The sequence below is a fragment of the Chryseobacterium sp. Leaf404 genome, from assembly GCF_001424145.1.
Classification (GTDB): domain Bacteria; phylum Bacteroidota; class Bacteroidia; order Flavobacteriales; family Weeksellaceae; genus Chryseobacterium.
On record NZ_LMQM01000011.1, the window covers coordinates 328,166 to 340,807 of the forward strand.

At 36.7% G+C, this 12,642-nt stretch carries 11 protein-coding genes and 2 tRNA genes; 9 read left to right on the forward strand and 4 right to left on the reverse strand.

The features are described from left to right. Positions 1-158: 158 nt before the first annotated feature. On the reverse strand, positions 159-1,166 hold the full coding sequence (locus ASG31_RS11365; protein WP_056032341.1) for an o-succinylbenzoate synthase: 1,008 nt from the start codon (positions 1,164-1,166) through the stop codon (positions 159-161). After that, positions 1,167-2,183: a class 1 fructose-bisphosphatase gene (gene fbp / locus ASG31_RS11370; protein ID WP_056032345.1), complete on the reverse strand. Its 1,017-nt coding sequence runs from the start codon at positions 2,181-2,183 to the stop codon at positions 1,167-1,169. It lies immediately after the preceding gene. Positions 2,184-2,501: 318 nt separating this feature from the next. Between fbp and ASG31_RS11375 the strand changes: the two genes are divergently transcribed. The 7 genes from ASG31_RS11375 to ASG31_RS11405 all read left to right on the forward strand — a co-directional run bounded on the left by ASG31_RS11375 (position 2,502) and on the right by ASG31_RS11405 (position 8,051). Beyond that, on the forward strand, positions 2,502-3,740 hold the full coding sequence (locus ASG31_RS11375) for an aspartate kinase (protein WP_056032347.1): 1,239 nt from the start codon (positions 2,502-2,504) through the stop codon (positions 3,738-3,740). A 23-nt stretch (positions 3,741-3,763) separates the two neighbouring features. Further along, positions 3,764-5,605: a lysophospholipid acyltransferase family protein gene (locus tag ASG31_RS11380; RefSeq protein WP_056032350.1), complete on the forward strand. Its 1,842-nt coding sequence runs from the start codon at positions 3,764-3,766 to the stop codon at positions 5,603-5,605. 98 nt (positions 5,606-5,703) lie between these two features. Then, positions 5,704-5,776: transfer RNA gene (locus ASG31_RS11385), tRNA-Phe, on the forward strand. Positions 5,777-5,834: 58 nt separating this feature from the next. Then, positions 5,835-5,907, forward strand: a tRNA-Phe gene (locus tag ASG31_RS11390). A 93-nt stretch (positions 5,908-6,000) separates the two neighbouring features. Continuing rightward, positions 6,001-7,182: a thioredoxin family protein gene (locus ASG31_RS11395; protein WP_056032352.1), complete on the forward strand. Its 1,182-nt coding sequence runs from the start codon at positions 6,001-6,003 to the stop codon at positions 7,180-7,182. 4 nt (positions 7,183-7,186) lie between these two features. Next, a complete protein-coding gene (locus tag ASG31_RS11400) occupies positions 7,187-7,840 on the forward strand; it encodes a DUF3575 domain-containing protein (protein WP_056032355.1) in 654 nt (217 codons plus the stop codon). 4 nt (positions 7,841-7,844) lie between these two features. After that, positions 7,845-8,051 (forward strand): hypothetical protein, encoded by a 207-nt coding sequence (locus tag ASG31_RS11405; protein WP_056032358.1) that lies wholly within the window; start codon positions 7,845-7,847, stop codon positions 8,049-8,051. Between the two features lie 96 nt (positions 8,052-8,147). On the opposite strand, the gene ASG31_RS11410 is transcribed toward ASG31_RS11405, so the two are convergent. After that, a complete protein-coding gene (locus tag ASG31_RS11410; RefSeq protein ID WP_056032600.1) occupies positions 8,148-9,344 on the reverse strand; it encodes an exo-beta-N-acetylmuramidase NamZ domain-containing protein in 1,197 nt (398 codons plus the stop codon). A gap of 4 nt (positions 9,345-9,348) precedes the next feature. Between ASG31_RS11410 and ASG31_RS11415 the strand changes: the two genes are divergently transcribed. Further along, positions 9,349-10,671 carry an ABC transporter permease gene (locus ASG31_RS11415; RefSeq protein ID WP_056032361.1) on the forward strand — a complete coding sequence of 441 codons (1,323 nt, stop codon included), beginning with the start codon at positions 9,349-9,351 and terminating at the stop codon, positions 10,669-10,671. A gap of 202 nt (positions 10,672-10,873) precedes the next feature. Beyond that, positions 10,874-11,857 (forward strand): PLP-dependent cysteine synthase family protein, encoded by a 984-nt coding sequence (locus ASG31_RS11420; RefSeq protein ID WP_056032364.1) that lies wholly within the window; start codon positions 10,874-10,876, stop codon positions 11,855-11,857. A 75-nt stretch (positions 11,858-11,932) separates the two neighbouring features. Here ASG31_RS11420 and ASG31_RS11425 read toward each other — a convergent pair whose 3' ends face one another. Further along, on the reverse strand, positions 11,933-12,484 hold the full coding sequence (locus ASG31_RS11425) for a YcxB family protein (RefSeq protein WP_231433750.1): 552 nt from the start codon (positions 12,482-12,484) through the stop codon (positions 11,933-11,935). Positions 12,485-12,642: the final 158 nt, after the last annotated feature.

Here is a 12,642-nt window from a genome sequence, read left to right on the forward strand (position 1 = left end):
CTATTATAGAAAAAATATTCTTAATAATGGCATAAATTTTGTTAACTTTGCAATCCCAATCATGACGTAAAATGAAAACGATGAAGAAAAAGTTTACCACATTTTTAGATTACCTGAAAAAAGCAATTTTTGCTGAAGATGTAGTTTAAAACCCTGATTTACTTAACCTTAAAATAGAGCCGGTCTCCTGTAAGTTTGAGATCGCTTTCGAAATTATTTGTAAATAATCCTCCTGTACCCAAACCTTGAGGCATGGAGTTATTTTTTGTAAATGTATACTGTGCAATAGCATTAAGACCAATATTGCTTTCCAGTGCAGATGTTATCCACCAGCCAATTCTTTTCTCTTCACAAAGAGAAATCCATTCATCACAGCCTGAGAACCCTCCTACCAAAGCAGGTTTGAGGATGATGTACTGAGGTTTTACTGTTTTTAACAATCTTTCTTTTTCAGAAAGATCAGTTATTCCGATCAGTTCTTCATCTAATGCAATGGGTGTGGGAGTCTGTGCACATAATTCTTTCATATCACTCCTGTTCCCAGCTTTTATGGGTTGTTCAATGGAATGTATATTCAAATCTGAAAGTTGCTTTAATACTATTCTTGCCTCATCTTTGGTAAAACCTCCGTTCGCATCAACGCGCAGTTCTAACTCATCTTCTGAAAATTTCTGTCTTAATTTCTGCAGAATCTGATGCTCAGATTTCCAGTTGACGCCAATTTTCAGTTTGATACAGTGGAAACCCTGTTCCAGTTTATCCTGAATCTGCTCTTCCATGAAAGAAATTTCTCCCATCCAGATTAAACCGTTGATATTTACAGGAGTTTTGCCATCGGTAAATTCGCTGGGGAAATAAAGATTACCTCCGTGTTTCAGATTTAAACCAGCCTGTTCATAACCAAACCAAATTGACGGAAACTCTCTTAATTTTTCCTTTAAATATTCAGAATCAAGGTTGATATTTTCACAAAGCCACTGCAGTTTGTCTTCATAATCCGGTCTGTCATCAAAGCTGAGGCCCCGGAAGACTGCACATTCTCCAACTCCTTTTTTATTATCCTTAAAAACCTCCAGAATGAAGGTCTCTTTTTCAAGCAAAACGCCTCGAGAGGTTCCTCCCGGGCGTTTGAATTCTAAAAGATATTTAAAATATTGTGCTGTCATTTATTTTACACTGTCAATTCGCATAAACTCTTCTGCCTTTTCCACCATTTTGATGCTCCCTGCAAAAAACGGAATTCTTTGATGCAGTTCTGTAGGCTCCACTTCAAGTATTCTTCTAAAACCGTCGGTTGCTTTACCACCCGCCTGCTCGGCTAAAAATGCCATCGGATTACATTCATACAGAAGTCTCAGTTTTCCGTTGGGCGACTGCCCGTATGACGGATAAATGTAGATCCCACCTTTTAACATATTTCTGTGGAAATCTGCTACCAATGAACCGATATATCTTGAGGTGTAAGGACGGTCGCCCTCTTCCATCTGACAGTATTTAAGGTAATTTTTTACTCCCTGAGGGAATTTGATGTAATTTCCTTCATTAATGGAGTAGATTTTTCCGGTTTCAGGAAATCTCATGTTTGGATGAGAAAGGTAATAGGTTCCCAAAGAAGGATCTAAGGTAAATCCGTTCACACCATTTCCTGTAGTGTACACAATCATAGTTGAAGAGCCGTAAATTACGTATCCTGCAGCAATCTGATTAACACCTTTCTGTAGAAAGTCTTCGAGCTGAACAGGAGTTCCCGGCTCTGTAACCCTTCTGTAGATTGAGAAAATAGTACCTACAGAAACATTAACATCAATATTTGAAGACCCGTCCAAGGGATCAATTAAAACAACATATTTACTCAGATGTCCGTTTTCTCCACATTTGATATCGATGAAATCGTCGTTTTCTTCAGAAGCAATTCCACAAACCACTTCTCTCTGAGAAAGCGCTGTAATGAAAATATCATTGGCAATAACGTCCAGTTTCTGCTGTTCTTCGCCCTGAATATTCTGATTACCGGCAGCTCCTGTAATATCTACAATCCCTGCTTTGTTTACTTCTCTGTTGACTACTTTGGAAGCCAATCTGATTGCACTTAAAAGACGCGAAAATTCACCTGTAGAATACTGGAAATCTTCCTGTTTATCAATTAAAAACTCACCTAAAGTCTGTAGTGACTGATCTGACATATTTTTATTTTAAAACGGTTTTGTCAAAGGTCGTGAAATTTAAACTATTTTTAAAGTAATTGTTAAACTTTTAATTAAATACTGTAAATCAATGACTTAAAAGCTGAATTTCAATTTAAAAACCTGTTTTTTATTAAAATTTAATTAAATTAAATCACATAAATACGAGTCTGTTGCGTGATTTTGTGCTGATTACGGCTAAGAGGTATCCACAGAAGATGAAAGGCAAGTTTTCATAATTCGCTGTAAATGTATAATTTTGACCTTCGAAAAAAAACTGAATGATTAATATCTAACAATTTTATTCTTAATAATTTAATGAAAATTTTCAAATTTGGTGGTGCATCAGTAAAGGATGCAGAAGGTGTAAAAAATGTATCTGCGGTGTTAGAAAGCCAGGGTTTTTCTAAATGTCTGCTTGTAATCTCTGCAATGGGAAAAACTACAAACGAGCTGGAAAAGGTTGTAGAACTTTACTTTAAAAAAGATAATTACCAAACCGAAATTGAAAAGATAAAACGAAAGCACATTGAAATAGCAAACGGACTTTTCCCGGAAAATCACGCTGTTTTTGCAGAGATCAATCTGTTTTTTGATGATATAGATTCTTTTTTAAGAAGAAATAAATCTCCCAACTATAATTTTGTTTACGATCAGGTGGTGAGTTGTGGCGAAATGATTTCCACAAAAATTGTAAGTGAGTACCTTAATGAAATTCAGTTTACAAACCAATGGCTTGATGCCAGAGATTATATACAAACAGACAATTCTTACCGTGAAGGAATGGTAAACTGGGCAAAAACTGAAGAATTTATTTCACGCCTCAATAAAGACATCTGCTATGTTACACAAGGCTTCATTGGCTCTGATGAAAACAATTTTACGGTGACTTTGGGAAGAGAAGGTTCAGATTATTCTGCAGCTATTTTCGCCTATTGCCTAAATTCTGAGGCGATGACCATCTGGAAAGACGTTCCCGGTGTGATGACCGGCGATCCCCGAAAATTTAAAGATGTAGCACTGCTTTCCAATATTTCTTACGAAGAAGCAATTGAGCTGGCTTACTACGGAGCAAGTATAATTCACCCTAAAACGCTGCAGCCACTTCAGCAGAAAAATATTCCTTTTTATGTGAAATCATTTATTGATCCCACAAAACCGGGAACTAAGGTTGGATTTTCTGAAAGCAACCAGAACGAAGAATCTTATATTCTGAAGGAAGATCAAACCTTGCTTAAGATCTCTACCAGAGACTTTTCTTTCATTGCAGAAGATCACATGAGCCAGGTTTTTGCCTTTCTGGCCAAATACAAAATAAAAGTTTCTTTGATGCAGAATTCAGCAATTTCATTAGCTTTATGCCTTGAAGATAAATTCCTGAATGTGGATGAGCTGAACAGCGAACTGCAAAAAGAATTCGAAACAGAACTGATAAAAAATGTATCTTTATTTACCGTAAGACACGCCAGAAAAGAAAACATCGATCAGTTTTACCAGCAGAAGAATGTGCTTTTGGAGCAAATCTCTAAAAATACACTTCAAATGGTAACACAATAAAACTAATTGCGACTAAAAAAAACATGAGTTTAATTTCGAAAAACGATCTTATTAAAGCTTCCGGACTTGGGCGGCTGGGTTTCCTTAAAAACCCTGTTGCTTCTGCCGTGATGAGTCTTACCAAAATAAATGAAGTCAACACTCTTTATAATAAGCTAAAAGATAAAAAAGACAAAGATTTTTTCGATTCTTTCGTGAAGGAGAGAAATTTAAGCTACATCGTTTTTGAAGAAGATCTCGCTAAAGTTCCTAAAACTGGACCTTTTATATTGGTCTCAAATCATCCGCTGGGTGCGATTGACGGTATTCTGATGTGTAAAATCCTTTCGGAAATCCGTCCGGATTTTAAGGTGATGGGAAACTTCCTTTTAGAGAAAATTCAGCCCATGGAACCTTATGTGATACCTGTAAATCCTTTCGAGAAAAGAAAAGACGCCTACAATAGCGCATCTGGAATGCGTGGAACGCTGAAACATCTGCAAAACGGCGGCTGCGTGGGAATTTTCCCGGCGGGCGAAGTGTCTAACAAAAATAATCCTTATGGGGAGATTTTAGATAAAGAATGGGAAACTCCGGCTTTGAAACTCATCAAAATGGCCAAAGTGCCTGTTGTTCCGATGTATTTCCATGCCAAAAACAGCAGAATGTTTTATCAGGTGGCCAAAATGCATCCCAACCTTCAGACGATCATGCTTCCATCAGAAATGATGAAAGACAGAGAAGAACCCATCAGAATTAGAATTGGTAAACCTATCACCGTCAAAGTGATGGATGACAGCGAAAGTATTGAGGAACTGGGCGAATTTTTAAGACGAAAAGTCTACATGATGAAGTCTTATTATGAGAAAAGAAAATCATTGGCACAGGCCATTAACCTTAAAAATTTATCTTTAAAATTCCCTCTCTTAAAGGAGGAAAATATTGTTCAGAACATCATCGACGAAACTCCGAAAGAGGATTTACTGAAAGATATTTCTAAACTGCGCGGAACCGAACGTATGCTTTTCAGCAACGGGAATTACGAAATTTATTTTACATCATACGAAGAAATCCCTTCTATCATGAGGGAAATCGGTAGACAGCGTGAGCTCACTTTCCGGGCAGTGGGTGAAGGAAGCAACCTCCCTTTTGACCTTGATGAATATGATAAGCATTACCATCATTTATTTTTGTGGGATAATACTGCAGAAAAGCTGGCTGGAGCTTACAGAATGGCATTGGGGAAAGATGTGATGAAAAAATCAGGAATCAAAGGCTTTTATACGAGTTCTTTGTTTGAATTTGAGCAGGATATTCATCCATTCTTCAAAAAGGTAATTGAGATGGGAAGGGCTTATATTTCTGAAGAATATCAGCAGAAACCGCTTCCGCTTTTCCTTTTGTGGCGCGGGATTGTACATGTCTGCCTGAGAAATCCTGATCATAAATTTCTGATGGGCGGCGTAAGTATTTCAAATAAATTTTCAGAATTTTCTAAATCTCTGATGATTGAATTTATGCGTTCAAATTATTACGACTCCGCTGTCGCGCAATACATTACACCCAAAAATGAATTTAAAGTAAAACTTAAAGACCGTGATAAACATCTGTTTCTGGATGAAATGGAATCTGATCTCAATAAACTCGACAAAATCATTGATGACCTTGAGCCTGAATTGAGAATGCCTGTTTTAATTAAAAAATATATTAAGCAGAACGCAAAAGTAATTGCCTTTAATGTAGATCCTAATTTTAATGATGCAATTGACGGCTTGATGTACATCCGAATCAGCGACCTTCCCGAAAGCACGATAAAACCCGTCCTGGAGGAGATGAGTGAGCAGATAAGAAGAGAGCAGGAAAATAATCAAACTGAAAATCAATAGGTTTTTAAGATTTATAGAAAAAAGTAGAATTAATATTTGCATCATATACCAAAACTTGCTACTTTTGCATCACTTTAAAACAACGAAGTATTAAGAATGGTTTCTTAGCTCAGTTGGTAGAGCAATGGATTGAAAATCCATGTGTCCCTGGTTCGATTCCTGGAGAAACCACAAAAAACCGCCTCACCAAAGGCGGTTTTTTCTTCCAGACTTTAAAGTGCAAAACTTCGGTTTCTTAGCTCAGTTGGTAGAGCAATGGATTGAAAATCCATGTGTCCCTGGTTCGATTCCTGGAGAAACCACTTAAACCACTCTTTTCTGAAGAGTGGTTTTTTGTTTTTAAGACGTTTGGGATTTTTTAATTATCTTCGCCTGGTCAATTTTTTAATTTAAAAATGAAAAACTTAGTTACTACATTCTTTATTCTCATATTCTCATTCACATTCGCTCAGGAAGATGGAATTAAATTTGACCAAAGCTCATTTAAAGAACTTCTTGCCAAAGCAAAAAAAGAAAAAAAGCTTCTGTTTATCGATGCTTACGCTGTTTGGTGCGGTCCGTGCAAAATGATGGACAGAAATGTTTTTACCCAAAAATCAGTTGGAGATTATTTCAATAAAAGCTTCATCAGCTCAAGAATTGATATGGAAAAAGGTGAAGGCAGGGAGATTGCCCAGAAATTTTCTGTACGCTCCTATCCTACTTACCTCTTTCTGAACGGCGACGGCGAAATGGTTTCCCAGAACTATGGGTATATGGAACCTGGTCTTTTTCTTTCAATGGCGCAGGATGTGAACGCCGGAAACTCTAAAGGCGGATCTATGAAAGACCGTTTTGCAAAAGGCGAAAGCAGCCCCGAGTTTCTTATGAATATTATGAAACTGAACTCCACTTCAGATTTTGAATTTGCCAAAAAAGCTTCTGAAAAATATTTTGCCGGGAAAAAAGCCAGTGAACCATTAACAAAAGAGGAAGTAGGTTTTTTATTTTTCTTCATTAAATCTTCCAAAGATGCCAACTTTAAATATCTGGTGAATAAAAAATCAGAAATCATTCAGTTTTTACCTGAAGAAAGTTATACCGAGTACAAAAATCAGATTCTTCTTTCAGACATCATCGAAACTGCCATAGACACAAAAAATAACAGAATTGATGATGCAAAATTTATGGCAGCAGCTGAGCCGTTGGTTGGGAAAGAAGTTGCAGAAAAAAAACTTAACCAAATAAAACTGGGCTATTTTGAGCAGAATGCCAACTATGCAGAATACGAAAAAACAGCTTTGGAATATTACAAAAATCCTGATCTTTTCGAGCCCAATGAAATTCTAAAGGCCGCATGGATTTTTTCTGAACATATTAAAGAAAAATCTTCCCTGAAGAAAGCTGCAGAATGGGCAGAAAAATCTGTAATGCGCGGCGAGACATCAGAAAACACATATATTCTTGCAAAAATTTATTTCCTGACGGGCAACAAAGATTTAGCCAAAAATTTTGCCGAACTATCGAACAGCCTCGCAAAACAGACAGGAAAAGACACTAAACTTTCAGACGAATTGTTGAATCAAATAAAAAATTAGAAAATTGAAAAATATTTTATTAGCTGCTGTAACATTGGTATCTGTGAACGCTCTTAATGCTCAGCAGGATGACAGCCCAAAAACACAGTATCTGTCTCAGACAGAAAATTCTGATAAAGGAATCAGGCTAAAAGCCAATGCGCTTTTTCTGCCTTTAGGTATTATAAATGTTGCCGGTGAATTTCAGGTTGATAAAAAAATCACTATACAGGGTGATGTTTTAGTTTCTCCATGGAAATCTTTTTCCGGTCATGAACTGCAGTATTATTCGGCATCTGTGGAAGGTAGATATTATTTCAAACAGGCTTTTGACGGTTTTTATCTGGGTGCCAACATTGCGGCTTCCAGCTACACTCTACAGAAGTGGAATTACTGGAAAGACGAACCTTATTACAACGAAAAAAATGAGACTTTCACAAAATCAGATTTATACCAGAAAGGGCATTCTTATCTTTTAGGAATTACTGCGGGATATCAGTTCAGGCTGTCTGACAAATGGTTTATGGATATTTACGGAACCGTAGGGAGCTCGCAGGATTTTTACAAAGGTTACGAGCGAGGTACCGGAAAAAGATATGACGATGCGGTGGGATATAACAAAAGCAGCGAGATTTTACCGTACAGAGGCGGAATTATGATTGCGTACAAAATCAGATAATTTTATGAAACTTTTCGGAAGAAACCATATCGTTTTAATGGCCATTACTTTTGCCATTTTATTTGCCATGAACTACATTGGCAATACAGAACCAGACAAACTTCAACGTGCGCTGCTAACAGCCGCCTGTGGTATTATTGGTTTAACTATAGGGCTCATCATTTACAACAGAGGAAAGAATGACAACAGCCCACCGCAGAATTTTGACTGATGAAATCTTCAAATTTTTGAAATCAGATAAATAACAAAAAATCGTCCAGAATTTCAGCTCCGGACGATTTTTTATTTTACAGAACAGATGCACAATTTAATTTTCATAAAGAACGTACTTTGCTCTGATTTTCTTAAATTTTTCAAGGTCTGCCTGCCATGAAGCCTTGATTTCTTTTTCAGATTTTCCTGCAGTAATCTGCTTTCTTAATTGGTCACTTCCGGCTAGCTTATCAAAGAATAAATTTTTCAGGAAAAAATCCTGTTGAGGATTCTTGTAATTTTTATAAGCCTTTAAAAGCCATCCTAAATTCAGCTCTCTAAGATCATTTCTGTAGTCAGAAAGATCTTCTCCGTAGCACATCTGTCCGTTTAAAAAAGGATCTTTTGCGCCATCCGAAGGTTTTGGTGTAAACTGATAAGGCAGATTTTTCGTCCACGGAGAACCGTAAATCTGAAAAGGGAGAGGCGTACCACGACCTACAGAAACCTGGGTTCCCTCAAAAAAGCAGAGACTTGGATAAAGGTTGATTGATCTATCGTTGGGTAAATTTGGGGAAGGTTTATCAGAAATAGAATATCTTTTTTTCTTGTAATAATTCTTCATTTCCACTAAAGAATATTTTGCCTGAACACCGTTCTTCAGCCACTTCTCTCCGTTTACCATTTTTCCGTATTCACCTATCGTCAAACCATACACCACAGGAACTTCGTGCATTCCCACGAAACTTTCCCATTTCTTTTTCAGTACCGGGCCGTCTACATATCCATCGTGAGGATTTGGTCTGTCTAGAACAATTACCTCCACATTATTTTCTGCACAGGCTTCCATTACATACGTTAATGTTGAAATATACGTGTAAAACCTCACCCCAACATCCTGAATATCAAAAAGAACTACATCAATACCTTTCAGCTGTTCAGCTTTAGGCTTTTTATTGGGACCGTAAAGTGAAATGATTGCAATTCCTGTTTTTACATCAATACCGTTTTTCACTTTCTCGCCGGCATCTGCATCACCTCTGAAACCATGTTCCGGAGCGAAGATCGATTTAATTTTAATATTGTTTTTAACCAAAAAATCTACAAGATGCGTTTTATCTTTCATCAGACCAGTCTGGTTGGTAACAATAGCCACTGTTTTATTTTTCAGCATCGTAAGGTAGAGCTCTGGTTGATCTGCACCTGTTTTAAAAGCACTCTGTTCTTTGCTCTGTGAAAAAGTGCAATTGATTGTTCCTAAAAAAATTAGGCACATAAGAAGTAAATCTTTAATTTTGAAATCTAAATTCATAAGCTTGAAGTTTCCTTTATATTTCTCAAGAAAAATAGCGTTTTCCAAAGATAACAAAAATAACCTATCAAGGGTGATTGTGGTGATTGGCAGACTTTCTGTAGCAATCGGAATTATCGTTTCTCTCATCACCATTTCTACGGGATATGGCTCTAAAAAAGCGATTAAAGAGAGATTGGCAGACTTTAGTGGAAATATAAATGTAAAATCAACCCGCTCCAACTCTTCTTATAACACCTCGGTTCTTGACAATGACGGTTTGGATATCAAAAAAATCGCTGAAATCCCAGAGGTGGCAGGTGTACAGAAATACGCAACCGTAACGGGAATCATGCGTACTGAAAAAGATTTTGCAGGAATCATCTTTAAAGGTATCGGAACTGATTTTGACAGTCTCAGATTTAAAAAATTCCTGGTACAGGGTATTTCTCCGAAGCCCGCAGATAAGGGATATTTCAACGGCGTAACCATATCCCAGAAAATTGCCGCAGACCTTCATCTGAAACTGCATGACAGCATTGTAACTGTATTCTCAAAAGAAGATCAGCAGCCCATTTACAGAAAATTTGAAGTAGTAGGAATTTATAAAACCGACATCAAACTGATTGACGATCAAACGGTTTTGGGAGATATAAACCATGTGAGAAAAATTCAGAATATGTCTGACACTGATGTTGGTGGCTTAGATATCTTCATTAAAGATTACAGCTTTTTTGAAACTTTCATGGCGAAATTAAAGAAAGCAGACAGAGAAGGAAATTCTATTCCTCACGTGATGGGTTTAATTTTTGAAAAATATGACAGTTCTTCAGAAGCCATGCCTGCCATAGAGAAATTTGTAGGCTACAAAAACTATTTGGAAAACGCACTGGAAAGATACCCGCAGATAAAAGATTGGATCAGCATTTTTGATATCAATATTGCTTTAATCATCGTGATCATGCTCATTGTGGTTATTATCAATATCATTATGGTACTTTTAATTTTAATTATTGAAAGAACAAATTCTATTGGTCTGCTGAAAACTTTGGGAGCCACAAACAGGCAGATAAGAGCAACCTTCATCAATTATACTTTAATCATCATGATTCCAGGGCTTGCAGTAGGAAATGCGATAGGGCTGTCTCTGCTGTTTATACAGAAATATTTTGGTGTGATTAAACTTAATCCGGAAAACTATTATGTGAGCACGGTTCCTGTAGATCTTGATCCTTTGCCTATTATATCAATTTCTTTTGGGATTTTAATTATTTCAGGGCTTGCTTTAATAATTCCGAGTTATCTGATCAGCAAAATTTCTCCCGTAAAGGCAATTAAATATAATTAATTGAGGCTTTTTAAATTCAAAAAAATTCCGAAAATTTCAGACTTTTAAACTGAAGTTTGAAACTGTTATTTATTTTTTCTGATTTTATTGATTTTATTTTTAAATTTCCAACGTAATTTAAAATTTGTATCATTTAAGATTTTATTACATTTAAAACCTTAAAATTGAAAGGTTTATATTTGTGACTTTAGAAAAGATAAGTATGAAATACGCAGAAAATATACTGGAAACCATCGGAAATACGCCTTTGGTAAAGCTAAACAGAGTTTTAGGAGAAGACTTTCCGGCACTGGTTTTGGCAAAAGTAGAAACATTTAACCCCGGAAACTCTGTAAAGGACAGAATGGCGGTAAAAATGATTGAAGATGCAGAAAAAGACGGAAGATTAAAACCTGGTGGAACCATCATTGAAGGTACTTCCGGAAACACAGGAATGGGTCTGGCTCTGGCGGCAATTGTAAAAGGATACAAATGTATTTTTGTGACCAACTCAAAGCAATCTAAAGAAAAATGTGATATTCTCCGTGCCGTGGGTGCTGAAGTGATCGTTTGCCCTACAGATGTGAAGCCTACAGATCCGCGTTCTTATTATTCAGTTTCAAAAAGGCTGGCAAAAGAGACAGAAAATGGCTGGTACGTCAATCAATACGACAATTTATCAAACCGAACTGCTCATTACGAATCTACGGCACCGGAAATCTGGGAACAGACAGAGGGAAAACTTACTCACTTTTTGGTGGGAGCAGGAACCGGCGGAACCATCACAGGATGCGGAAAATTCTTCAAAGAAAAAAACGGAAATATCAAGGTAATTGGTGTTGATACCTACGGCTCTATTTTAAAAGAGATTCACGAAACCGGAGAAATTCACCTTGAAAATGCCTACACCTACGTTACAGAAGGAATTGGCGAAGATATACTTCCTGAAAACTACGATATGTCTTTTATTGATCATTTTGAAAAAGTAACTGATAAAGACGGCGCAGTCTATGCGAGAAAACTGGCAAAAGAAGAGGGAATTTTCTGTGGTTATTCTGCTGGAAGTGCGATGGCTGCTTTGGTTCAGATGAAAGATCAGTTTACGGAAGATGACGTGATTGTTGTTTTGCTTCATGACCACGGCTCAAGATACGTTGCAAAAATTTATAATGACGACTGGATGCGTGAAATGGGTTGGTTAGACTAAGAATTTCCGTTGATAAATAAAAAACTCAGAGTGTAGGCTCTGAGTTTTTTGTTTTTGATTTATATCTCTTACAATTCAGCTGAGTTGCGTTTCAGTCATCTTTTTTAAAGCAGAAAAATCACTTCCGCTCATCGATTTTTTGGGGAACATATAGCTGTATTTTCCTTCCAGAGCAATATAATTTTCGTTGATTTCGTACGTCTGAAAATCCTGCCATTTGCTGGTTTCTTCTTTCCCATCAATGTTTACGGTAAAAAATTCCTGAGTAAAATTCAGTTCATAAATCTTACAGTTTTCGAGTTTGATGAGATATGCATTGACCTGCTTTTTCCATCGCGAAACTTTGTTGACACTTACAGAAAGAAAAACCGCCGTCAATAGAAAAAGGAAACTCACAAAGTACAGAATCCCGAATTTTTCTTTGCTTAAATCATCCTTAAAAAAGAAAAGAATCCCCAAAATCAGAGCAATAATGATGAGCGTAAAAGTTTTACCACGCGTATCGCGGGAAAGAAATAAGCTTCCCTGATTTCCGCTGAAATAGATTTCTTCAAAGTCCTGCCTTTTTGGTTTAATCATGATTTTCTTTCCGTCGCTCATATTGTAGAATCTGTATTGAGGTTGCAAAGATAGGTTTTTAAGTCATTTTTAAAATGGAAGTACAGTTCATTTTGATTTTTACTGCAAACTATTCATTTATCGTCTGTGCATTTTCTCCTGCGTATTTTTCAAGAATATGCTCTGTGGCTGGTCTCAATTCCTTCTGATTGTCGGGATTTTTACCA

Coding starts and splice junctions, on each gene's coding strand:
- ASG31_RS11380 (WP_056032350.1), top strand. CDS start 3,764: ATGAGTTTAATTTCGAAAAACGATCTTATTAAAGCTTCCGGACTTGGG.
- ASG31_RS11410 (WP_056032600.1), bottom strand. CDS start 9,344: ATGAATTTAGATTTCAAAATTAAAGATTTACTTCTTATGTGCCTAATT.
- ASG31_RS11375 (WP_056032347.1), top strand. CDS start 2,502: ATGAAAATTTTCAAATTTGGTGGTGCATCAGTAAAGGATGCAGAAGGT.
- ASG31_RS11365 (WP_056032341.1), bottom strand. CDS start 1,166: ATGACAGCACAATATTTTAAATATCTTTTAGAATTCAAACGCCCGGGA.
- fbp (WP_056032345.1), bottom strand. CDS start 2,183: ATGTCAGATCAGTCACTACAGACTTTAGGTGAGTTTTTAATTGATAAA.
- ASG31_RS11405 (WP_056032358.1), top strand. CDS start 7,845: ATGAAACTTTTCGGAAGAAACCATATCGTTTTAATGGCCATTACTTTT.
- ASG31_RS11420 (WP_056032364.1), top strand. CDS start 10,874: ATGAAATACGCAGAAAATATACTGGAAACCATCGGAAATACGCCTTTG.
- ASG31_RS11395 (WP_056032352.1), top strand. CDS start 6,001: ATGAAAAACTTAGTTACTACATTCTTTATTCTCATATTCTCATTCACA.